At 71.6% G+C, this 21,193-nt stretch carries 21 protein-coding genes; 9 read left to right on the forward strand and 12 right to left on the reverse strand.

The window, feature by feature from the left end:
- Nucleotides 1-11: 11 nt before the first annotated feature.
- Nucleotides 12-1,139 (reverse strand): alpha-hydroxy acid oxidase, encoded by a 1,128-nt coding sequence (locus ABEA43_RS24335; RefSeq protein ID WP_345565142.1) that lies wholly within the window; start codon nucleotides 1,137-1,139, stop codon nucleotides 12-14.
- A 146-nt stretch (nucleotides 1,140-1,285) separates the two neighbouring features.
- Here ABEA43_RS24335 and ABEA43_RS24340 point away from each other — a divergent pair, with 146 nt between their 5' ends.
- Nucleotides 1,286-1,915: an HD domain-containing protein gene (locus ABEA43_RS24340; RefSeq protein ID WP_345565143.1), complete on the forward strand. Its 630-nt coding sequence runs from the start codon at nucleotides 1,286-1,288 to the stop codon at nucleotides 1,913-1,915.
- 3 nt (nucleotides 1,916-1,918) lie between these two features.
- Here ABEA43_RS24340 and ABEA43_RS24345 read toward each other — a convergent pair whose 3' ends face one another.
- From ABEA43_RS24345 to ABEA43_RS24360, 4 genes are all read right to left on the reverse strand, one after another.
- A complete protein-coding gene (locus ABEA43_RS24345) occupies nucleotides 1,919-2,200 on the reverse strand; it encodes a DUF4031 domain-containing protein (protein WP_345565144.1) in 282 nt (93 codons plus the stop codon).
- Entirely contained in the window at nucleotides 2,197-2,949 is a 753-nt protein-coding gene (locus tag ABEA43_RS24350; RefSeq protein ID WP_345565146.1) for an HAD family hydrolase, read from the reverse strand. The genes ABEA43_RS24345 and ABEA43_RS24350 overlap by 4 nt, the downstream gene beginning before the upstream one ends.
- Before the next feature lie 18 nt (nucleotides 2,950-2,967).
- Entirely contained in the window at nucleotides 2,968-4,140 is a 1,173-nt protein-coding gene (locus ABEA43_RS24355; RefSeq protein WP_345565147.1) for a cytochrome P450, read from the reverse strand.
- 815 nt (nucleotides 4,141-4,955) lie between these two features.
- Entirely contained in the window at nucleotides 4,956-5,504 is a 549-nt protein-coding gene (locus tag ABEA43_RS24360) for a hypothetical protein (RefSeq protein WP_345565149.1), read from the reverse strand.
- Between the two features lie 210 nt (nucleotides 5,505-5,714).
- Here ABEA43_RS24360 and ABEA43_RS24365 point away from each other — a divergent pair, with 210 nt between their 5' ends.
- Both ABEA43_RS24365 and ABEA43_RS24370 read left to right on the forward strand, forming a co-directional pair.
- On the forward strand, nucleotides 5,715-6,953 hold the full coding sequence (locus tag ABEA43_RS24365; protein WP_345565150.1) for a hypothetical protein: 1,239 nt from the start codon (nucleotides 5,715-5,717) through the stop codon (nucleotides 6,951-6,953).
- A gap of 10 nt (nucleotides 6,954-6,963) precedes the next feature.
- A complete protein-coding gene (locus ABEA43_RS24370) occupies nucleotides 6,964-7,653 on the forward strand; it encodes a DUF2786 domain-containing protein (RefSeq protein ID WP_345565152.1) in 690 nt (229 codons plus the stop codon).
- A 250-nt stretch (nucleotides 7,654-7,903) separates the two neighbouring features.
- Here the strand turns inward: ABEA43_RS24370 and ABEA43_RS24375 are convergent, their stop codons facing one another.
- Nucleotides 7,904-8,098: a hypothetical protein gene (locus tag ABEA43_RS24375; protein WP_345565153.1), complete on the reverse strand. Its 195-nt coding sequence runs from the start codon at nucleotides 8,096-8,098 to the stop codon at nucleotides 7,904-7,906.
- Between ABEA43_RS24375 and ABEA43_RS24380 the strand changes: the two genes are divergently transcribed.
- Nucleotides 8,097-8,861 carry an SDR family NAD(P)-dependent oxidoreductase gene (locus ABEA43_RS24380; protein WP_345565155.1) on the forward strand — a complete coding sequence of 255 codons (765 nt, stop codon included), beginning with the start codon at nucleotides 8,097-8,099 and terminating at the stop codon, nucleotides 8,859-8,861. The genes ABEA43_RS24375 and ABEA43_RS24380 overlap by 2 nt on opposite strands.
- A gap of 46 nt (nucleotides 8,862-8,907) precedes the next feature.
- On the opposite strand, the gene pgm is transcribed toward ABEA43_RS24380, so the two are convergent.
- Complete coding sequence (pgm, locus tag ABEA43_RS24385; protein ID WP_345565156.1) at nucleotides 8,908-10,539, reverse strand: phosphoglucomutase (alpha-D-glucose-1,6-bisphosphate-dependent); 1,632 nt, start codon at nucleotides 10,537-10,539, stop codon at nucleotides 8,908-8,910.
- A 110-nt stretch (nucleotides 10,540-10,649) separates the two neighbouring features.
- Here pgm and ABEA43_RS24390 point away from each other — a divergent pair, with 110 nt between their 5' ends.
- The 3 genes from ABEA43_RS24390 to thrS all read left to right on the forward strand — a co-directional run bounded on the left by ABEA43_RS24390 (nucleotide 10,650) and on the right by thrS (nucleotide 14,214).
- On the forward strand, nucleotides 10,650-11,549 hold the full coding sequence (locus tag ABEA43_RS24390) for an LLM class F420-dependent oxidoreductase (RefSeq protein ID WP_345565157.1): 900 nt from the start codon (nucleotides 10,650-10,652) through the stop codon (nucleotides 11,547-11,549).
- Between the two features lie 30 nt (nucleotides 11,550-11,579).
- Entirely contained in the window at nucleotides 11,580-12,185 is a 606-nt protein-coding gene (locus tag ABEA43_RS24395) for a glycoside hydrolase family 25 protein (protein ID WP_345565158.1), read from the forward strand.
- A 64-nt stretch (nucleotides 12,186-12,249) separates the two neighbouring features.
- Entirely contained in the window at nucleotides 12,250-14,214 is a 1,965-nt protein-coding gene (gene thrS, locus ABEA43_RS24400) for a threonine--tRNA ligase (protein WP_345565160.1), read from the forward strand.
- Nucleotides 14,215-14,286: 72 nt separating this feature from the next.
- Here the strand turns inward: thrS and ABEA43_RS24405 are convergent, their stop codons facing one another.
- Nucleotides 14,287-14,490, reverse strand: coding sequence for a TM2 domain-containing protein (locus tag ABEA43_RS24405; RefSeq protein WP_345565162.1), 204 nt, complete (start codon nucleotides 14,488-14,490; stop codon nucleotides 14,287-14,289).
- 192 nt (nucleotides 14,491-14,682) lie between these two features.
- Nucleotides 14,683-15,429: a PIG-L deacetylase family protein gene (locus ABEA43_RS24410; RefSeq protein WP_345565164.1), complete on the reverse strand. Its 747-nt coding sequence runs from the start codon at nucleotides 15,427-15,429 to the stop codon at nucleotides 14,683-14,685.
- A gap of 127 nt (nucleotides 15,430-15,556) precedes the next feature.
- On the opposite strand from ABEA43_RS24410, the gene ABEA43_RS24415 reads away from it, so the two are divergent.
- Nucleotides 15,557-16,603, forward strand: coding sequence for a methyltransferase (locus ABEA43_RS24415; RefSeq protein WP_345565166.1), 1,047 nt, complete (start codon nucleotides 15,557-15,559; stop codon nucleotides 16,601-16,603).
- Nucleotides 16,604-16,872: 269 nt separating this feature from the next.
- On the opposite strand, the gene ABEA43_RS24420 is transcribed toward ABEA43_RS24415, so the two are convergent.
- Complete coding sequence (locus ABEA43_RS24420; protein WP_345565167.1) at nucleotides 16,873-17,406, reverse strand: Asp23/Gls24 family envelope stress response protein; 534 nt, start codon at nucleotides 17,404-17,406, stop codon at nucleotides 16,873-16,875.
- A 76-nt stretch (nucleotides 17,407-17,482) separates the two neighbouring features.
- Here ABEA43_RS24420 and ABEA43_RS24425 point away from each other — a divergent pair, with 76 nt between their 5' ends.
- The gene (locus ABEA43_RS24425) at nucleotides 17,483-18,013 is read left to right on the forward strand and encodes an HIT family protein (protein WP_345565169.1); all 531 of its coding nucleotides are present in this window, start codon (nucleotides 17,483-17,485) and stop codon (nucleotides 18,011-18,013) included.
- On the opposite strand, the gene ABEA43_RS24430 is transcribed toward ABEA43_RS24425, so the two are convergent.
- Nucleotides 17,969-20,053: a hypothetical protein gene (locus tag ABEA43_RS24430; RefSeq protein ID WP_345565170.1), complete on the reverse strand. Its 2,085-nt coding sequence runs from the start codon at nucleotides 20,051-20,053 to the stop codon at nucleotides 17,969-17,971. The two genes, ABEA43_RS24425 and ABEA43_RS24430, sit on opposite strands and share 45 nt — an antisense overlap.
- A 199-nt stretch (nucleotides 20,054-20,252) precedes the next feature.
- Nucleotides 20,253-21,152, reverse strand: a complete 900-nt coding sequence (locus ABEA43_RS24435; RefSeq protein ID WP_345565171.1) for a branched-chain amino acid transaminase — start codon at nucleotides 21,150-21,152, stop codon at nucleotides 20,253-20,255.
- Between the last annotated feature and the right edge of the window lie 41 nt (nucleotides 21,153-21,193).

The following is a 21,193-nucleotide window of genomic DNA, read 5'->3' on the forward strand; positions in this document are numbered from 1 at the left end:
TCATCACCTGATCATCTTCGGAGGTGGACGGCGTCGGGGCCGAGCCCGCTGACGCCGTCCACGCCCAGCAGCCGCAGCGTGCGTGCGAGCTCGGCGTGCAGCAGGTCGAGCACCCGCCGCACGCCGGGCTCGCCGCCCGCCATCAGCCCGTACAGGTAGGCCCTGCCGACGAAGCAGGCGCGGGCGCCGAGCGCGACGGCGGCGGCCACGTCGGCCCCGCTGCGCACGCCGCCGTCCAGGAAGACCTCCGTGCGGTCGCCCACGGCGTCCACCACGTGCGGCAGCAGCTCCAGCGGCGTGGGGGTGCGGTCGAGCTGCCGCCCGCCGTGATTGGAGACGACCAGCCCGTCCACGCCGACGGCGGCCAGGTCCTTGGCGTCGTCCACCCGCTGCACGCCCTTGACCAGCAGCCGCCCCTGCCACGCCGACCTGATCCACTCCAGGTCCGCGATGGTCACGGACGGGTCGAACATCATGTTCGTGATCCCCGCGAGATCGCCGGGCGCGCCGTCGACCGTGGCGAACCTGAGCGGCTCGCTGGTCAGGAAGTCGAACCACCACGCGGGATGCCGGGCCGCCTGCAGCACGCTGCGCCAGCGCAGGGCGGGCGGGATCGTCAGGCCGTGCCGCACGTCGCGCAGCCGGGCCCCCGCCGTCGGCACGTCCACGGTCACGACCAGCACGTCCATGCCCGCGTCGGTGGCCCTGGCGAGCATCTCCAGGCTGCGGGCACGGTCGCGGACGACGTAGAGCTGGAACCAGTTCCAGCCGCCGGGGGCCGCGGCGGCGACGTCCGAGGCGGCCGTGGTCCCCATCGTGGACAGCACGTAAGGGACGCCCGCCCGCTCCGCCGCGCGCGCCACGGCCGGCTCGCCCGCGCGGTGCATCATCCTGGTGAACCCGGTCGGGCCGAGGACGACCGGCATCGCGATCCGCCGGCCCAGCACCTCGACGGCGGTCGGCGCCTCGGCGACGTCGCGCAGGACGCGCGGGCGGAACTCCACCCGCTCGAACGCCGCCACGGCCCTGGCCATCGACTGCTCGCCCTCGGCCGCGCCGTCCACGTAGTCGAACACCATGCGCGGGGCCCGGCGGCGGGCGAGCAGCCGGAGATCGGCGATGTCGGCCGCGTCGGCCACCCGCCGCGCCCTGGACGGGAACGGGCGGGGCCGCCTGGGCAGGACGGCCCGCAGCTCCTGCCACCTCGGCAGCCTGCGGGGGTCCTGTGGTGTCGTGTCGATGCCCAGGACGCTACCAAAACGGGCGCGGCACGTACGGTGGGGTGATGATCGACGACTGGACGGCGCTCGCGGGGGACTCCCCGGCGGCCGGCGCCATCGGGGCGGAGCTGATCGCCCGCTGGTCCGAGCCGCACCGCCGCTACCACACCCTGAGCCACCTGACCGCCGTCCTCGCCGCTGTCGGCGACCTGACCGCCGGACCGGACGACGCGGGGTGCGACGTGGTGGCCGTCCGGCTCGCTCTCTGGTTCCACGACGCGGTCTACGACGGCCGGCCGGGCTGGGACGAGGAGCGCAGCGCCGAGCTGGCCCAGGCGCGGCTGCCGCGGTGCGGGGTGCCCGCCGCGCGGATCGCCGAGGTCGCCAGGCTGGTACGCCTCACCGCCGCGCACGACACGCTGGCCGACGGGGACCTGAACGGCGCCGTGCTCTGCGACGCCGACCTGGCCGTCCTCGGCAGCCCCGGATACGACGACTACGCCGCCAGGATCCGCGAGGAGTATGCCCACGTACCGGATGAGTTGTTCAGGAAGGGACGGGCCGAGGTGCTGCGGCGGCTCCTCGCCGTGCCGAGCCTCTACCGGACGCGGCGCGGCCGCGCCCTGTGGGAGGAGCGGGCCCGCGCGAACATGACCACCGAGCTGAACGCCCTCACCCGCGGCACCGGGGCGTGATCGTCAGGACTCGGAGCTCAGGCTGTGGCGCTTGCGGCGGCGCAGCCCGGCCGCGATCAGCCGCCGCAGCAGCTCACGCGAGCTGACCGCCTCCGCCCCCAGCGCCACCGCACGCGCGTGCACGGTCTCCGGCACGTCGTAGTGATCCCGGTCGAACGCCCGCCCGGGCACCCCCAGCCGCGCCGCGAAGTCGTGCAGCTCCGCCAGCGAGCTGTCGCTGACGAGGTGCGACCACATCAGGCCACGCGGCCCCGGCCAGTTGGGCGGATCGATGAGAACGGTCACGACGTCAAGCGTAGGACCTTCCCGCGCACCTCGAGCTCGCCCAGGTCGGACAGCACGACATGGGCGCCGTGCGCGCGCAGCTCGGCCGCGCCGCCGTCCCTGGCGACCCCGATCACCAGCCCGAACCCGCCCTTCCCGGCCGCCTCGATCCCGGGCAGGGCCGCCTCCACCACCGCGGTCCTGGCCGCGGGCAGGGCCAGCCGCCTGGCCGCCTCCAGGAACAGGGCGGGATCGGGCTTGCCAGGCAGGTTCATCAGGGCCGCGTCGTTGCCGTCCACCAGCAGGTCGAACAGATGCATGACGCCCGCCGCGCCCACCAGCCTGCGGCCGTGCAGGCTGGCGGAGACGGCCGCGGTGCGGGCGCCCCTGCGGCGCAGCTCGTGCAGCAGCGCCACGGTGGCGGGGAAGGCGGCCACGCCGTACTTGTCGACCTGGGCCAGGAAGACCTGGTCCTTGGCCAGCCCCAGCCCGTGCACGGTCGGCGCGCCCGGCTCGTCGTCGGCGGCGCCCTCGGGCGCGGTGATGCCACGCGCGGCCAGGAACGTGCGGATGCCGTCGAGCCGCGGCCGCCCGTCCACATGGCGCAGGTAGTCGTCGCGGATGTCGAACGGCGCCGAGCGGCCGCGCAGGAACGCGTCGAAGACGTGCTTCCATGCGGCCGCATGCCCCCGAGCGGTGTCGGTGACCACGCCGTCCGTGTCGAACACGACGGCGCTGATCGCGGTCAGATCGATGACAGGCTCGCTCACACTGCGAACGTAACCGCTCTACCAGGCGACGGGTAGCTCTTTGACGCCGTAGACGATGGCGAGCTCCCTGAACGGCACCTCACCGGCGACGCGCAGCTCCGGGAAACGGCGCAGCAGGGCGGGGAAGGCGATGCGCATCTCCATCTGCGCCAGCGGCGCGCCGATGCACCGGTGGATGCCGTGGCCGAAGGCCATGTGCGAGCCGGCCGTCTGCCTGCCCGGCCGTACCTCGTCCATGGCCTCGCCCAGCGCCGGGTCGCGGTTGGCGCCGGTCAGCGAGCAGAGCACCATCTCGCCCTTCTTGATCTTGTGCCCGTGCAGCTCCATGTCGTCGCGGGCGAAACGCGGGAAGGCGACCTGCACGACGGTCATGTAGCGCAGGAGCTCCTCGACCACGTCGTTGATGTAGCCGTCGACCTCGCGCACCTTCGCGGCCTGCTCGGGGTTGCGCAGCAACCACAGGGTGCCGAGCGCGAGCATGCTGGTGCTGGTGTCGTGCCCGCCGGTCAGCAGGCCGTCGGCCATGCTGGCGAGCGTACGGTCGTCGAGCTCGTCGCCGTGCTCGCGCAGCAGCTGGCCGAGCAGCCCGTCGCCGGGGTTCTGCCGTTCCCTGGCGACGAGGTCGGTCAGGTAGGCCATCGCCTCGTTGATCGCCTGCAACGACGCCTCGGGCCCGGCCGTGAAGTCGAACCGGTCCTTGCTGATCTTGACGAAGCCGGCCCGCTCCTCGTACGGGACGCCGAGCAGCTCGCACACCACCAGCGACGGGATCGGCAGCGCGAACTCCTCCACCAGGTCCACCGGCCCGCCCTTGGCCTCGATCCGGTCCAGGTGCTCGGCGACCATGGCCTCGATGCGCGGCTCCAGCCTGCGCAGCCGGTGCATGGTGAACTCGGGCGTGAGGTATTTGCGCAGCCGCGTGTGCTCGGGCGGGTCGCGGAAGCCCAGGCCGCCCGGGTCCTCCTGGTTCGAGCCGAGCCCGATCACGCCGGCGAAGTCGTTGCTGAAACGCTCATGGTCGCTCAGCACTCCGCGTACGTCCTCCCAGCGGGTGACCAGGTACACGGTCTGGCCGCCGGGGATGTCCATGGGGAAGACCGGGTGCTCGGCGCGGATGCGCGCGAGCTCGCCGACCGGGTCGAACCCGTCACGCATGAACTGGACGAGCGGGAATTCTTCTGTGTCTGACATCGATATCCGTCCCTGCTGGGATACATCGCACCATGTTGGGATAAATCCCTGCATAGATGGTCCCATCCGGAACGGCGGATCGTCCCCTCCGAAAGGACGAATTTACATCTCAGCCCAGCGCCGGTTCCGCCCCGCTCACCTCCCCCGCGCCCACCAACCACCTACGCCCCCGAACCCCCGACCACCTGCCGCCCGACCCTCCGACCACCTGCGGCCCCGACCTCCTGGCCGCCTGATGGCGTGGCCGCCTCACACGAACCACTCTGCCATCCGAAGCCTCGGGTTGTTCACCGGTCCAGCACTCTGACCAGCTTGCCATCCGACACCGCGGGTCGTTCGCCGGCCAAGGCCCGGATCACCTACCGGCCAGGGTCCTCGTTACAGCGTCGGGTGACGGTTCGGTCCGGTCGCGCGCATACACGGGCGGCTCGGGCGGTGCCATCTCGGCCGTCAGGGAAGGCGGCGCGGGCTTGGGTCTGCGCGGCTCGCGTACCCCGCCCTCGCCTCCTTGCGGATCGTCGAACGGGAATTCGTCACCTTCGCCCCAGTGCGGCTCGCCGGGACCGTATCCGGGCAGCCAGGTGGGCGCGCCGCTGGGAAGAGCACGGCGTCTGCGCGATCGCTTGCTCACAGCCCCCTCCTCGGTCCCATTGTGCGCCCGCCCGCTCCACCCGACCAGCCCATATCCGTTCGCGTCCAGGGAGATGGTGTGCGGGGCGGCGGGGGCGCTTCACCGGTCCCCGCCCCTCGCCCCTCGCCCCTCGCCCCTCGCCCCTCGCCCCTCGCCCCTCGCCCCGTGACTCCGTCAGGACGCGTCAGTTCGCCGCGTCCGTTGGAGGTGGCTCCGGTAGCGCGATGGTCGGGCCCCCGCCCCCCGAAGTCACGCCCCCCGAAGTCGCGCCCGCCGGGACCGCGCCGCCTGCGCCCGTGCCCGCCGGGACCGTGCCCGCCGGGACGCTGCCGGCCGGGACCGTGTCAGCCGGAACGGTGTCCGCTGCGGCAGGGTCGGCCGGTGGTGAGCCGGCAGGGCCGGCCGGAGTGGAGACCTGGCGGACGAAGAGCGCGCCCGCCAGCGCCACGAACGCCATGATGGCCGCCGTCTGCTGATCCGTAAGAGACACCCCGAACACCAGCCCCAGCGTGATGGCCGCCTGCGCGAAGCCCAGCACGGCCGGCTTGACGGACGCGCCACCGTCCCGGTTCCTGGTCACGAACGCCGTCCACACGCCCAGCCCCGCCGCCGCGATCGAGTTGACCGCCGCCACCTGGACGATGGTGAGCGGCAGGAAGAGCGCCGTCACCATCTGCACCCCCGCACTCACCAGGCCCAGAATGAGCGCCGGCTCCCGCCCGAAGATCCTCATAGCCCCTCCCTCGAATGAACCCCTTGTCACCGCAGAGGCCGCACGCCCGCGCCTGATACACCCTCTGTCAGGAGGTCGTCGCAGTGCAGTAACCAGTGGGATAAGGGGGCAAAATGGGGCAGCAGCCGTCGTTTGGCGTACAAGATGGCGACATTCTGCGATGATCTCGTCGCATAGAGCCGGAGTTTGAAGCCTCACGGATAGTGACTGATGCCGACATTTGAGGAAATCGCGGCCTTCGTCGCGGAGAAGCCGTTCGCCACCGCTGTCATCGCGCTGCTGGCCTTAGCGGCCCTGGCGCTGGCCTTCCTGGTGCTCAGGGTCGCCTGGCGCGCCCTGTCCTGGGTGTTCTCCAGGTACATAGCCCCGCGGCCCATCGAGGACGTGCTGACCGTCGTGGCCGCGTCCATCGCCACGGGCGTGTCCGCCCAGGGCATGTGGCGCTTCTCCGGAGACGTGCTGGGCCTCGATGGACCGCTCCGGTTGCTGCTGTTCGCGTTCATCGAGGTCGCGATCATCACCTCGGCCGTACGCGCCCGCCGCAACATGCGCGAGAACTTCTCCGCCGGCATCGACGGCATCGCCGTGTGGGCGCTGACCTGCCTGACCGCCGTGCTGTCCAGCATGGACGCGCGCAGCCTGCCCGAAGCGGTGTTCAGGCTGGCCGCCCCGCTGGTGGCCGCCTGGCTGTGGGAGCGCGGCATGGCCATCGAACGCCACCGCATCCGCGGCACCGGCCGCATCAACTGGCGGCTGACGCCGGAGCGGCTCATGGTCAGGCTCGGCGTCGCCGAGGTCAGCGACCGTACGGCGAGCGAGGTCGACGCGCACCGCAGGCTGACCAGGGTGGCCCTGGCCGCCAAGCGGGCCAAGGCGCTGCGCGAGGGCGGCGGGTCGGAGCGGAAGATGCGCGCCGCGCTGGCCAAGCTCGACAAGGCCATGGATCAGGCCGTCGAGCACACCGGCCTGGCCGTGGACCAGTCCCGCCAGGAGGCGCTGCTGGCCCAGATCGCCGCCCTGTACAACACCTCCGCGCTCATCGACGCCGACCCGCGGGTGCCGTGGGAGCCCCACGCGGACCACCACCCGGTCCCGGCCCGCCCCGCGCTGCCGCCCGCGCTGGCCGCGCTCGTCGATGACGACGACGAGGACATCGAGGTGCTGGACACCACTCCGCAGGTCGTCGACACCGCCCAGCGCGCCGCGCTCATGCGGGCCGCCCGCGTGTTCTGGGACCGGCAGATCGCCAAGGGCATCGTCCCGCGTACGGTGGACATCGCCCAGGAGATCGGGATCTCGCTGGCCGCGGCACGCGAGTATCGTGCCTTGTGGAAGCTGGAGCCGCAGGCACACGCCCTCATCGAGGCGTTGTTCCAGCAGCACGGCATCGTCGACACCGGTGCATTCCCGGCCATCGCGGACGACGGGCGGGTGCTGACCAAGTCCTGAAGGAGCACGTTTGCGGGAGCGCACGCTCGAACGCGTCAGGAAACTCCTGGCCAAGGCCGAACGCACCGACAACGACCATGAGCGGGCCACGTTCATGGCGGCCGCCTCGGCGTTGATGGCGAAACACGGCATCGACTCGCTCCCTCCCGCGGGCACCCGCCAGACGCCCGGCGACCGGATCGTCACGCTGCCCAACCCCTGGGCCAGGGAGAAGGCTCGCCTGGTCAGCCTGGTCGCCCAGGCCGTACGGTGCCGTCCCCTGCTCATCGGGCGCGGGGACGGCGGGCAGCGGGTGCACGTGTTCGGGTTCGCGGCCGACCTCGAACGCGCCGACCTCCTGGCCACGTCCCTGCTGCTGCAGATGGCCTCCGGGCTGGCGAAGGTCCGGCCGCCCGAGCCCGCCACGGCCGTGCGCGCCTACCGGCGGTCGTGGCTGCTGGGGTTCACGGACGAGGTGTACCGGCTGCTGAGCGAGGCGGAGGCCGGCGCGGAGTCCGCGGCCGGGGGCACGGGGACCGCGCTGGTGCTGGCCGACCGCAGGGCCGAGGTGGAGCGGGTGGTGGCGGCCCACTACCCGGACATCCGGATGAGCGTCCCCAGGACCAGCGGCACCGGCTACCGCGACGGGGTGGCGGCCGGCCGCCGCGCGGACCTCGGCCGTACCGGAATGTCCGGGGCCACAGCCCTCGAACTGACCTGAAAGCCCCGACCCGGAATTCACCGGGCAGAGCCCATTCCGGCGAGCCGTTGGATCCGTTTGGGTCGCGGCACGGGCGGGCATAGCGCACGGAACGCCGCCCTGCCGAAGTGAGACCGGTCACCGTGAACGCATCCACCGTCTCATCGCCGCCGACCGCCCGCGGCCTCCTGCGCGCCGCCGGGGCACCCGCGCCCCAGAGCGTCCTCGCCGCCCGGCTCGGCGTCCCATGGCCCGGCACGCCCTGCGGAGACTAGATGCCCGCCAGGTACGAGCCGCCCGCAGCGTCCGCTGTGCCTGAGCCGCCCGCTGTGCCTGAGTTGCCCGCTGTGCCCGAGACACCCGCGGCGTCCATGACGCCCGCCGTGCCCGAGCGGGCGCGCGTCGTCTCGGGCCGCGCGACCGTCTGCCCGGTACGGGAACGACTGGTGGAAGAGGAGTAGGTCATGGACATCAACGGGACGGTCGCCGTGATCACCGGCGGCGGCACCGGCATCGGCGCGGCCGTGGCGGAGAGCCTGGCGCGGAAGGGCGCGGCGGCCGTGATCGTCAATTACTCGCGCTCTGCCGCGGCGGCGGAGGCCACCGTGGCGCGGCTGGAGGGCCTGGGCTGCAAGGCGGAGGCGGTGGCCGCCGACGTCTCGGACGACGCCGCCGTACGCCGCATGGCCGAACGCGTGCGATCCGACTACGGCCGGGTGGACGCCCTGGTGTGCAACGCGGGGACGACGAAGTGGGTGCCGTTCCCCGACCTGGACGGGCTCACCGACGAGGTGTGGCAGCAGGTCATGGGCGTCAACCTCATGGGCGCCTTCTACTGCGCCCGCGCCTTCGCCCCCGACCTGCGGGCGGCCCGCGGCGCGATCGTGAACGTCGCCTCCATCGCCGGCCTGCTGGCCACCGGCTCCTCCATGGCGTACGGCGTGAGCAAGGCGGCGCTGCTCCAGCTCACCCGCGACCTGGCCGTCGCGCTCGGCCCCGCGATCAGGGTGAACGCGGTCGCGCCCGGCATCGTGGCGACCCGCTGGCACATCGACAGGATGGGCGAGCAGGTGTTCGGCGAGATGGCGGCCAAGGAGGAGCAGAAGGCGCCGCTGCGGCGCACGGCGCAGCCGGAGCACATCGCCCAGCTCGTCACCGCGCTGCTGGAGTCGGACATGGTGACGGGGGAGATCCTCGTCGGCGACGGCGGCAGGCACCTGACGTACTGAACATGAGAGCCGGGCGCCCGATCGGGGCGCCCGGATCACGGGAGGGTCAGCCCAGCGCGGACGACACCAGGGAGCGGGCCTCCTCCTGCACCTTGGCCAGGTGCTCAGGCCCCTTGAAGGACTCCGCGTAGATCTTGTAGACGTCCTCGGTCCCCGAGGGCCTGGCCGCGAACCAGGCGCTCTGCGTCGAGACCTTCACCCCGCCCAGCGAGGCCCCGTTGCCGGGCGCCGACGTCTGCACCGACGTGATCGGCTCGCCCGCGAGCGAGGTGGCCGTGACCTGCTCGGCCGACAGCTTCGCGAGCACGGCCTTCTCCTCGCGGGTCGCGGGGGCGTCCACGCGGGCGTACGCGGGCTCGCCGTACCGCTCGGTCAGGTCCCGGTAGTGTGCGCTCGGCGACTCGCCCGTGACGGCCAGGATCTCGGAGGCCAGCAGCGCGAGGATGATGCCGTCCTTGTCGGTGGACCAGACCGACCCGTCGCGCCGCAGGAACGACGCCCCCGCGCTCTCCTCGCCGCCGAACCCCAGCGACCCGTCCAGCAGCCCCGGCACGAACCACTTGAAGCCCACCGGCACCTCGTACAGCCGCAGCTTCAGCGACTCCGCGACGCGGTCGATGATCCCGCTGCTCACCATGGTCTTGCCGACGCCCGCGTCGCGCGGCCAGCCGTCGCGGTGGGAGTACAGGTAGGAGATGGCGACGGCGAGGTAGTGGTTGGGGTTCAGCAGGCCGCCGTCGGGGGTGACGACGCCGTGCCGGTCGGAGTCGGCATCGTTTCCGGTGGAAATATCGTATTTGTCGCGGCTCTGGATGAGCGAGGCCATCGCGTACGGCGACGAGCAGTCCATCCGGATCTTGCCGTCCCAGTCGAGCGTCATGAACCGCCACGTCGGATCGACCAGCGGGTTGACCACGGTCAGGTCCAGGCGGTGCCGGTCGGCGATCTCACCCCAGTAGGCCACGCTGGCCCCGCCCAGGGGATCGGCCCCGATGCGCACCCCGGCCGACCTGATCGCGTCGAGGTCCACCACAGAGGGCAGATCGTCCACATACGTGCCGAGGAAGTCGTGCCGCCCGGCCACCTTCAGCGCGTTCGCGTACGGGACCCGCAGCACGCCCTCCAGCGAGCACGCCAGCAGCCGGTTCGCCCGGTCCTGGATCCACGTGGTGGCCTCGGTGTCGGCGGGACCGCCGTGCGGCGGGTTGTACTTGAACCCGCCGTCGGCGGGCGGGTTGTGCGACGGAGTGATCACGATGCCGTCGGCGAGCCCGGTCGTGCGCCCCCGGTTGTGCCGCAGGATGGCGTGCGAGACGGCGGGCGTCGGGGTGTAGCCGTCGCGGGCGTCGATCAGCACCTCGATCCCGTTGGCCGCGAGCACCTCCAGCGCCGAGACCCGCGCGGGCTCCGACAGCGCATGCGTGTCGATGCCGAGGAACAGCGGCCCGTCGGTGCCCTGCTCGCGGCGGTATTCGCAGATGGCCTGCGTGGTGGCCACGATGTGGTCCTCGTTGAACGCCGTGTCGAGCGACGATCCCCGATGCCCCGACGTGCCGAACGCCACCCGCTCTCCCACCTGGCCGGGATCGGGGTGCAGGGCGTAGTAGGACGTCACCAGCCTGGCGACGTCGACGAGATCGTCGGGCCCTGCGGGCTGTCCAGCGCGTTCGTGCGTCATGAGGCCACCTTACAAATCCGGCCCGGGAAATCCGCAGAGCGCGGCGGGTGCCCGCGAGACCGCGTGGGAAGATACATTCGCGTGAGTCACCAGAACGGAGTTCTGTTCCCATGCGATACGGCTATTTCCTGAGCGAGCCCAAAGACGGCGACCCGATCGGCGGGCTGCGCGACCAGATCTCCCAGGCGGCGGACGACGGTTTCGCCTCCGCCTGGCTCTCCAACATCTTCGGCCTCGACGCCATCACCGCCCTGGCCGCCGCCGGGAACCAGGTGCCGGGCATCGAGCTCGGCACCGCCGTCGTGCCGACCTACCCGCGCCACCCGGCGGTGCTCGCCCAGCAGGCCATGACCGCCAACGCCGCGCTCGGCGGCCGGTTCGCGCTCGGCATCGGCCTGTCACACAAGATCGTCATCGAGAACATGTACGGCTACGACTTCGACCGCCCCGGCCGGCACATGAAGGAATATCTCAGCGTCCTGATCCCGGCCACCCGTGGCGAGCACGTCAAGTACGACGGCGAGACGCTCAAGGCCGACCTCAAGCTCTCCACGCCCGGCGCGGGCCTGCCCGTGCTGGTGGCCGCGCTCGGCCCCCGCATGCTCAAGCTCGCCGGCACCGTGGCCGACGGCACCGTGCTGTGGATGACGGGCCCGAAGACGGTCGCCGAGCACATCGCGCCCACGATCAGGGCCGCCGCGGCGGAGGCCGGCCGCGAGCCGCCCCGCGTCGTCTGCGCACTGCCCGTCTGCGTCACCGACGACCCCGCCGGGGCCGTCGCCCGCGCCAACGAGATCTTCTCCGTGTACGGGCAGCTGCCGTCCTACCGGGCGATGCTCGACAGGGAGGGCGCGGCCGGGCCGGGCGACGTGGCGATCGTCGGCGACGAGGACACGGTGCTGGCCAAGCTCGGCGAGCTGGCGGACGCGGGGGTGACCGACTTCGTGGGCTCCCCCTACGCCAACCGGGAACGGACTCGGAGCCTGCTGGTCGGCGCGGCGAAGGGCTGACCGGAAGCCGTCCCCATAAACTCCGACAAGGTGAAGCGCTTGCTACTGGGCATAGACGTGTCGAACTGGCAGGGCACCGTCGACTGGGCCGGCCACGCGGACGACGGAGTGGCCTTCGCCTTCGCCAAGGCGACGGAGGGCGGCGACTACACCGACAAGTGGTTCGCGCGTAACTGGAACGGCATGCGCGAGAGCTGGCTCGTCTGCGGGGCGTACCACTTCGCCCGCCCCAAGGGCGATCCCATCGAGCAGGCGCGCCACTTCCTGAGCACGATCGGGTCGGCCGGCGGGCTGCGCCGCGGCGACCTGGTCGCGCTCGACCTGGAGACCAACGACGGCCTGCGGCCCGAGCAGGTCGCCAGGTACGCCCGCCGCTGGTGCCAGCACGTGGCCAGGCACGCGGGCGTGCGGCCGTTCATCTACACGTTCCACTCCTTCGCGCACGGCGGCCACTGCGCCGGGCTGGCCGACTATCCGCTGTGGATCGCCAGCCCGGAGAGCCCGCGCGGCCGGCCGCCGGTGCCGCGGCCCTGGAGCGACTGGACCATCCACCAGTACGCCAACAGCCCGCTCGACCGCAACCTCTTCCACGGCACCCGGCAGGACCTGACAAGGCTGGGGTTTCACCCGCGATAGCATCGGTGTTCACCACCGAACCAGCCTCGGTGCCGGGCATCGAGCGCGATCCAAGGGAGACACCGTGTCAGCCGAGCTACGCATCACCCTCGCCGGAGCCGAGCGTGTGGTCGCGGCCGGCACGACGGCCGGTGAGGCGCTCGAGGCCGACGGCCGCACGGTCGTCGCGGCCAGGGTCGGCGGCGAGGCGCGCGACCTGGCGCACCCGCTGGCCGAGGGCGACGTGGTCGAGCCGATCGAGGTCGGCAGCGAAGAGGGCCGGGCCATCGTCCGCCACTCCACCGCGCACGTCATGGCGCAGGCCGTGCAGGAGCTGTTCCCCGACGCCAAGCTGGGCATCGGGCCGCCGGTCGACAACGGGTTCTACTACGACTTCGACGTCAAAGAGGCCTTCCACCCCGACGATCTCAAGCGCATCGAGAAGCGCATGCGGGAGATCGTCAAGCAGGGGCAGCTGTTCTCCCGCCGGGCCGTCTCCGACGATGAGGCGCGCGAGGAGCTGGCGGGGGAGCCGTACAAACTGGAGCTGATCGGGCTCAAGGGCGGCGCAGCCGACGAGGAGTCCGTCGAGGTGGGGGCCGGACAGCTCACCATCTACGACAACCTCGACGCCAAGACCGGCGACCTGCGGTGGAAGGACCTGTGCCGGGGGCCGCACGTGCCCTCCACCCGGTCGATCCCCGCGTTCAAGCTCATGCGCTCCGGCGGCGCCTACTGGCGCGGCAGCGAGAAGAACCCGCAGCTCCAGCGCATCTACGGCACCGCGTGGGAGTCGCGCGACAAGCAGGACGAATATCTCAAGCTTCTCGAAGAGGCCGAAAAGCGCGACCATCGCAAGCTGGGCGTGGAGCTCGACCTGTTCAGCTTCCCGCCGGAGCTGGGCAGCGGCCTGCCGATCTTCCATCCCAAGGGCGGGATCATCCGCAAGGAGATGGAAGACTACATGCGCAGGCGGCAGGCCGAGGCGGGCTACGAGTTCGTCAACACCCCGCACATCACCAAGTCGTCGCTGTTCGAGACCTCGGGCCACCTGCCCTGGTATGCCGACGACATGTTCCCGGCCTTCGAGCTGGAGGGCATCGACTACCGCGTCAAGCCGATGAACTGCCCGATGCACAACCTGATCTTCCGGGCGCGCGGGCGCTCCTATCGTGAGCTGCCGCTGCGGCTGTGCGAGTTCGGCTCGGTCTACCGCTACGAGAAGTCGGGCGTGGTCCACGGGCTGACCCGGGTGCGCGGCATGACGCAGGACGACGCGCACATCTACACCACCAGGGAGCAGATGTCCGACGAGATCAAGTCGCTGCTGAGGTTCGTGCTCAGCGTGCTGCGTGATTTCGGCCTGGAGGACTTCTACCTGGAGCTGTCCACCCGCGACGACTCCGACAAGTTCATCGGCGACCCCGCCGAGTGGGAGGAGGCGACGCAGGCCCTGCGCCAGGTCGCCACCGAGTCGGGGCTTCAGCTGGTCGACGACCCGGGCGGCGCGGCCTTCTACGGGCCGAAGATCTCCGTCCAGGCCAAGGACGCCATCGGCCGCACCTGGCAGCTGTCCACGATCCAGCTCGACCTCAACCAGCCCAAGCGCTTCGGTCTCGAATACCAGGCGGCCGACGGCAGCAGGCAGACCCCCGTCATGATCCACCGGGCGCTGTTCGGCTCCGTCGAGCGCTTCCTCGGCGTGCTCACCGAGCACTACGCGGGCGCCTTCCCCGCCTGGCTGGCTCCGGTGCAGGTGGTCGGCATCCCGATCGCCGACGCCCACGTGGCCTACCTCCAGGACGTCGCCAAGAAGCTGCGTGAGCGCGGGATCCGGGTCGAGGTCGACGCGGCCGACGACCGGATGCAGAAGAAGATCCGCAACGCGCAGAAGTCGAAGGTCCCCTACATGCTGCTGGCGGGCGACGACGACCTCGCCAACGGCGCGGTGTCCTTCCGCTACCGCAGCGGCGAGCAGAAGAACGGCATCCCGGTGGACGAGGCGATCGCCGAGATCGTCAACGCCGTGGAGAGCCGCGTCCAGGTCTGACGGCCTTGAGACGGGTACGGCGGAGCCGCCACCTCGTGGCTGCTCCGCCGTTCTTCCGCTATCCGGGCCTGATCACTTGGCCAGCGGCTGACCCTGCTTGTCGGTGAACTTCCCGACGAGGATCATGATGAAGTCGATCAGCACCCAGATGCCGAAGCCGCCGATGGTGACGATCATCAGGATGCCCGTGCCGATCTTCCCCACGTAGAAGCGGTGGATGCCGAGCACGCCGAGGAAGAAGCAGAGTAAGACGGCGACGAGCCATGACTTGGTCATGAGGAAATGCCCTTTCGATTCGGGGGATCGGCCGGACGCGGGCATGGCGGAGCCCTGATGTGATGCGCCCGACCGGCGGTACCTGCGGGAACGATCAACCGCAGGGCACGAAACCCTAGCAAGATCTCCAGGCGGTCGCAGACGAAGTTCTTAATGTCCGGCGATATGCCGAAATATCCATTAAGTGTTTGATTATCGAGTGAAGAGGCGGAACGTAACGGCGGGCCGCCCGCCGAACCGCCGCGCCTCCTCGTGCGCGAACCCCTCGATCAGGTTGCGGACGTAGGTCTCCGGGTCCTCCGTGGTGAGCGCCTCGATGTAGGCCCGGTGCTCCATGAGCGAGCGCACGCCGCGCTCCAGCCCGTCCGTGACGTCCACGGCGTGGGTGGGGGAGTCGGTGCCCGCGATGGCGACCCAGCGGACGCCGGCCCAGGGTTCGGCCTCCGTGTCCGGAAATATCCAGCGATTTCCGGCGTCTGCGGCGGCGTCGAGCACGGCTCTGCCTACGGCCCGGTGGTCGGGCGTGTTCCAGTACGTCCCGCCCCAGGTGTCGTCCGGATTCAACGTGATCACGAGCTCCGGGCGGTGCCGGCGGATCGCGGCGGCCAGCTCCTTCCTGAGCGCGGTCCCGTACTCGATCACCCCGTCGGCGTGGTCGAGGAACTCCACGGCGTGCACGCCGACGACGGCCGCGCTGGCCCGCTCCTCGCGCTCGCGCACGGGACCCGCCTTGGCAGGCTCCAGGGTGTCGATGCCCGCCTCGCCCCGGGTGACGATGAGATAGGAGACCTCGCGGCCCGCGTCGGTCCAGGCGGCCACGGCGGACGCGCAGCCGTACTCGAGGTCGTCGGGGTGGGCCACGATGGCCAGGGCACGCCGCCAGTCGCCGGGCATGGGCTCAAGCTGATCGCCGGGCATGGGCTCAAGCTGATCGGTCATGGTTCCCACCCTAGGCAGGCACGCCATGGCCACGATTCTTCGGCCGCCATATAGTGATGGCGCGGTGGTGTGATTCCCTTGCCGCGCGGCTCGCCCAATCGTCGTACACCCTGAGGTGGCAGGATTGATGTGGAGCGAAGCGGAGAAGACGGGCGCGGAGCCGGGTGACCGGCGGTCCATGGCCCTTCTCATCGACGAGGCACTCGGTTACGTCTACCCCGCAGCCCTGCGCGCGGTGGCCGCGGTGGGTGTGGCCGACGAGCTGGCCGGCGGGCCGCGCACGGTCGCCGAGCTGGCCGGGCAGACAGGCGTCCACGAGGAGAGCCTGCACCGGATCCTGCGCCTGGTGGCCACCCGCGGCGTCGTCGAGGAGCTGGACGACGGGCGGTTCCTGCTCACCGAGCTCGGGCAGGCGCTGCGGTCCGACGTGCCGCTGTCGGCGCGGCCGGCCGTACTGATGCTCACCGATCACACGTTGTGGCTGCCCAGCGGCGAGATGGAGCGGTGTCTGAGAGAGGGCGGGTCCGTCTTCGCCGGCATCTTCGGCATGCCGTTCTTCGACTACTTCGCCATGGACGAGCAGACCGCGACGAGTTTCCACAACGGCATGGCGGCGGTGTCGGACGCGGAGAACCTGCCGGTCGCCGCCTGCTACGACTTCCCGGAGGCGGGGGTCGTGGTGGACGTGGGCGGCGGTCATGGCGGGTTCCTGCTGGAGGTGCTGCGCAGGCGTACGGGGCTCGAAGGGGTGCTGTTCGACGAGGCGCACGTGGTGGCCGGGCACCGGCTGGACATCGACGAGATCAAGGGCCGCTGGCGGACGGCACCGGGAGACTTCTTCTCCGAGGTCCCGCGGGGCGACGTCTACCTGATCAAGCGCATCCTGCACGACTGGGACGACGAGCAGTGCGCGGCCATCCTGCGCAACTGCCGCCGGGCCATGGCGCCCGGGGGCCGGATCCTGGTGGTGGACGCGGTCGTGCCGCGCGGGAACACGCCCCACCAGGCCAAGACGCTGGACCTGCTGCTGATGTCCGCCCTGGTCGGCAAGGAGCGCACGGAGGCGGACTTCGCGCGGCTGTTCGCGGCCTCGGGGCTGCGGCTGTCACGGGTCGTCCCGACGGGAACGGTGGTCTCCATCGTCGAGGCCACCCCAACGGATCCAGCCGCCTGACCGCGCCGCCTGACCGCGCCACCTGACCGCGCCACCTGAGCCCGTCTCCTGAGCCCGTCTCCTGAGCCCGTCTCCTGAGCCCGTCTCCTGAGCCCGTCTCCTGAGCCCATCACCTGAGCGCGCCATCTGAGCGCGCCACCTGAGCCTCGTCACTTGACCGCGTCACCTGAGCTCGTCACCTGACCGCGCCGCCTGAGCCCCGCTGCCCGGTCCGGCTCCCGCCCTGCCCCGCCCGGCCGCGCTCGGTGCGGCCGGGCGGGGGAGGCGGGTCAGACGGAGTAGGGCGGGTCGTCGTCGGGCGACTCCGGGGGCGACGGACGGCCCTCGCCGGGCAGGCGTACGTCGTCGACGGTCACGTTGACCTCCATGACGCGCAGGCCGAGCATCCGGCTGACGCTCCTGGCCACGTTCATCTTGACCTCGGAGGCGACCTCCATCACGACGTGCCCGTACTCGACCACGATCGTCACGCTCACCGCCACCTGGCGGTCCTGGATCTGCGCGCTGACGCCCTGATTGCCGCGCCGCGAGCCGATGCCGATGCGGTCGCGTACGGACTCGAACGCCCTGGCCAGGTCGCCGCCCATGTCGGCGACGCCGGACACTTCGAGCGCCGCCAGGGCGGCGACCTTCTCCACCACCTCGTCGGCGACCTTGATGCGCCCCTTCACGACGGCGCCGCCGGAGTGCGGCTCCGAGTACGGCGGCGGGACCTCGGCGGGGGCGGTGACCGAGTCCGGAGAGGCGGTCGGATCTGGGTGCTCTGCTGAAGGGATGGGGTGCTCGGCTAAAGCGTCACTCATCTCGGCCTCCTGTAGGCGGTGCTCAGGATTGTGCCGGAAGAGGCCGTCGTTTGTCCGTGGTCCTATGCTGCTAGTTATGCACGATCAGGCAGGGGCCGGGGCCCCCGACAACTTCCAGCGTCTGTGGACCCCGCATCGCATGGCCTACATCAAGGGCGAGAACAAGCCGACGGGCACGGAAGCCGGCGACGGGTGCCCGTTCGACGTGATCCCCACGATGAGCGACGAGGACGGCCTGATCGTCGCCAGAGGGGAGAGCGTCTACGCGGTGCTCAACCTCTATCCCTACAATTCCGGCCACCTCATGGTGGTGCCCTACCGGCACGTCTCCGACTACGACGAGCTGTCGGACGCCGAGGTGGCGGAGCTGGGGGCGTTCACCCAGAAGTCGCTGCGCGCGCTGCGCAAGGCCAGCGGCGCGCAGGGCTTCAACGTCGGCATGAACCTCGGCCACGTCGCGGGCGCGGGCATCGCCGCGCACCTGCACCAGCACGTGGTGCCCCGGTGGGGCGGCGACACCAACTTCATGCCGGTCGTCGCCCAGACCAAGGTCCTGCCGCAGCTACTTCGTGACACCCGCCAGCTGCTCGCCGACGCCTGGGGCTGACTCGCCCTCGCGCGCCAGCGCGCCGATGCCGGTGGCCAGCAGCAGCGGCACGGCCAGGGCCAGGGCCATCGACAGCACCGCGGCGCCGGAGTCGTTGACGAGCATCCCGACCACGCCGCTGACGAGCGTGCCGATCAGGCCCGCCCGCAGCGCGGGGGAGTGCTCGAACGCCGCCGGCACCACCCCGGCGGAGGCCTGCTCCGGCCGCAGGATGGCGTAGACGAGGAACGCCACGGCGGCGATCACGATGGGCATGAGGTTGGGGCTGAGCAGGGTGGCGAGCATGGCCTGCAGCTTGCGCAGGATGACGTCGAACGCCTCCCCGGTGAGCACCTGCCCCACGAACCTGCCCAGGTGCGACTGCTGGTCGGGCGGCCGCAGGTAGTTGATCCAGGCGAACGCCATCACGATCACCCCACCGGCCACGCAGAACGCGCCCAGCTTCACCAGCGAGACCCGCTTGCCCGCGACGATCAGCGCGGTCACCGCGATGCCCGGCACGAAGGCGATGACGCCGCCGAAGTCGCTGCCCATCCCGGACCCGCCCAGCACCATCGCGAACGCGCCCAGCAGCACGATCGCGGCCAGCCCCACCTTGCCCGGCCAGCGGTGCGCGATGACCGTCGTGGCCAGCAGCGTGCCGGTCGCGAGGAGCGCGAACGGGATGTTCCCGAGCCCGTAGTAGCGGGCGCCGACGTCCGCGCTGTAGCCCATGACGCTGTTGAGCTGCAGGGTCGTACCGGTGAGCAGGTCGCCGGCCAGCGTCAGCGCGGTCACTCCCGCGACCACGGCGAGCGGGCCCAGCGGCCGGTTCCGCCACGGCCCCGCGAACGAGGCCGCCGTGAGGAGCGCCGCCCAGCTGAGCACCCCGCCGATCAGGTGCGGCAGGCTCGACCACGGCAGCAGGTTGACCAGGTAGCTGGAGACCGGCAGGGCGGCCAGGGCGACGGCGGACAGGCGTACCAGGGAAAGGCCCTTGCGGCGGCGCAGCAGCAGGAACGCCGCCAGGTAGAACACGACCTGCAGCACCGCCACGACCGTGAAGTAGATGCCCTTCACCGAGCGGATCGCCTGCGCGGTCGCATCCGCCCTGCGCAGCTGGTCGAACGTCGCGCCCTGCTCGCCCACCTGCATCGGCCCGCCCACCACGGTGCTCGGCACCGCCACACCGAGCCTGGTCAGCACGGTGGCGGTCAGGTCGGGAACGATCGAGATGTCCTCGCGGTGGGTGGAGGCCGCGCCGAGCGCCCGGCCCTGAACACTGGAACCCGCGGGCTCGCGGAGCGCGGCCACCCGCAGGTGCGGTACGGAGCCGTGGTCGGACAGGCCCGCCAGCAGCACCGTCGTGTCGGCGGGCAGGACCGCCAGCAGCGCGCCCGCCTTGGCGTCGGCCAGGCGCAGCGCCTCGCGGCGTTCGGCGGGGCCGAGCTGGTCGGGCACCTTGGGCAGCTGGCCGCTGGTCAGGTAGGGGCGGATGAGGTCGTCCACGTCCATGGCGATCACGCGGCACTGCCCGAGGTCGTCCGTCCTGACCTGCAGCGGCGAGTCGTGGTAGCGCTGCACCGCGCCCTGCCGGTCGGCCAGCCCCAGCGCGGCGCCCGGACCGATCGCGATCGAGCACTGGCCGGCCGCCTTGAGCGCTTCGCCCAGCGTGCCGGCGTTGCGCTGCCCGGCCACGTCGATGAGGTAGCGGTAGTCGGGGATGACCGCGCCCGCGCCCTGCGCCTCGGGCGCGGGGGGCGCGCCGCAGCGGTAGCCGGCCGCCGACCTGGTGCCCGCCGACACCGTCAGCCAGCCGTCGTAGGGGCAGGTCACACTGCCGACCGTACGGACCGACAGCGAGCCGATGGCGCTCGACCCGGCCAGCTCCCACAGGTTGGGGGTGTCGGACGGGGTCAGGTCGTTCCAGTGCAGGCCGGACACGCCGATGAGGGCCACCCGCCCGGCGCCGTCCTCGGCGCGTGCGGGACCGGCGAGCATTGCGTGACCGAGCAGCACCTGACCGACCAGCACGGCCAGCGCGACAACCGTGCGCCTCACCCGGGAACCTCCTGCGATCGATGAGTTCCGTGGCACGGCGGAGCAAGGTCGTCTTCCGGCGCCACCGGACCCGACTACCTTCTCACGCGCCGGGCACGCCGGGAGCGCGCTTCGCGGCCATCGAGCCCGTCTCCTCACGTGCCGCCGGGGCCGGGGCGGGCGGGTCCGCTCAGGCGGTGACCGGGGCGGGCGGGTCCGCTCAGGCGGTGACCGGGGTGAGCCAGTGGCGGTAGCGGGGGTCGCGGCCGTGGACCGCGGTGTCGTAGGCGTCGGCGAGCTTGCCGGTGACCGGTCCCCGGCCGCCGAGCTCGCGCCGGTCGACCGAGCTGACGGGGACGACCCCGGCCGCCGTCCCGCACAGGAACGCCTCGTCGGCGGCGTACAGATCCGTACGCAGCAGGTCTCGCCTGACCACCCGCAGCCCCAGGTCGACGGCCAGCCGCTCGACGGTGTCCTGGGTGATCCCGTCGAGTGCCCCCGCGCTCTTCGGCGGCGTGGCCAGCTCGCCGTCGCGGACGACGAACAGGTTCGCCCCCGTGCACTCGCTGACGAATCCGGCGGCGTTCAGCAGCACCGCCTCGTCGTACCCGGCGTCGAGCGCCTCGGCCTTGGCCATGACCGAGTTCAGGTACGGGCCGGTCGCCTTGGCCGCGGTCGGGACCACCGTGTGGTCGTTGCGCCGCCAGGAGCTGGTCATCAGCCGCACACCGGTGCCGAGCAGCGCGCCCCAGCTCCAGGACGCGATGGAGACCACCGTCGGGCAGGCGCGCGCCGCGATGCCCATCTCGCCGTAGCCGCGGTGCGCGAGATGCCGGATGTAGCAGGACGGCTGTCCGTTCGCGGCGACCGTCTCCAGGGTGGCCGCGCGCAGCTCGTCCAGTGTGTACGGAAGCGGCAGCCCGATGATCCTGGCGCTGAGGCGCAGCCGTTCCAGGTGCTCGTCGAGCCGGAACACGGCCGGCCCCTCCGGCGTCTCGAACGCCCTGGTGCCCTCCAGGACGGCTGTGCCGTAGTGCAGGGCGTGCGACAGCACGTGCACCTTGGCCTCGCCCCAGGGCACCAGGCTCCCGTCCATCCAGATGTACGCGGCTTCCTCCACCGGCTTCTCCTTTGGCGCAATCTGGCCCGGATTTCTTAGGC

This window comes from Nonomuraea rosea (genome assembly GCF_039539705.1).
GTDB classification, from domain to species: domain Bacteria; phylum Actinomycetota; class Actinomycetes; order Streptosporangiales; family Streptosporangiaceae; genus Nonomuraea; species Nonomuraea rosea.

Coding starts and splice junctions, on each gene's coding strand:
- pgm (WP_345565156.1), bottom strand. CDS start 10,539: ATGACGCACGAACGCGCTGGACAGCCCGCAGGGCCCGACGATCTCGTC.
- ABEA43_RS24425 (WP_345565169.1), top strand. CDS start 17,483: ATGCACGATCAGGCAGGGGCCGGGGCCCCCGACAACTTCCAGCGTCTG.
- ABEA43_RS24390 (WP_345565157.1), top strand. CDS start 10,650: ATGCGATACGGCTATTTCCTGAGCGAGCCCAAAGACGGCGACCCGATC.
- ABEA43_RS24415 (WP_345565166.1), top strand. CDS start 15,557: ATGTGGAGCGAAGCGGAGAAGACGGGCGCGGAGCCGGGTGACCGGCGG.
- ABEA43_RS24420 (WP_345565167.1), bottom strand. CDS start 17,406: ATGAGTGACGCTTTAGCCGAGCACCCCATCCCTTCAGCAGAGCACCCA.
- ABEA43_RS24405 (WP_345565162.1), bottom strand. CDS start 14,490: ATGACCAAGTCATGGCTCGTCGCCGTCTTACTCTGCTTCTTCCTCGGC.
- ABEA43_RS24340 (WP_345565143.1), top strand. CDS start 1,286: ATGATCGACGACTGGACGGCGCTCGCGGGGGACTCCCCGGCGGCCGGC.
- ABEA43_RS24410 (WP_345565164.1), bottom strand. CDS start 15,429: ATGACCGATCAGCTTGAGCCCATGCCCGGCGATCAGCTTGAGCCCATG.
- ABEA43_RS24365 (WP_345565150.1), top strand. CDS start 5,715: ATGCCGACATTTGAGGAAATCGCGGCCTTCGTCGCGGAGAAGCCGTTC.
- ABEA43_RS24380 (WP_345565155.1), top strand. CDS start 8,097: ATGGACATCAACGGGACGGTCGCCGTGATCACCGGCGGCGGCACCGGC.
- ABEA43_RS24360 (WP_345565149.1), bottom strand. CDS start 5,504: ATGAGGATCTTCGGGCGGGAGCCGGCGCTCATTCTGGGCCTGGTGAGT.
- ABEA43_RS24355 (WP_345565147.1), bottom strand. CDS start 4,140: ATGTCAGACACAGAAGAATTCCCGCTCGTCCAGTTCATGCGTGACGGG.
- ABEA43_RS24375 (WP_345565153.1), bottom strand. CDS start 8,098: ATGACCTACTCCTCTTCCACCAGTCGTTCCCGTACCGGGCAGACGGTC.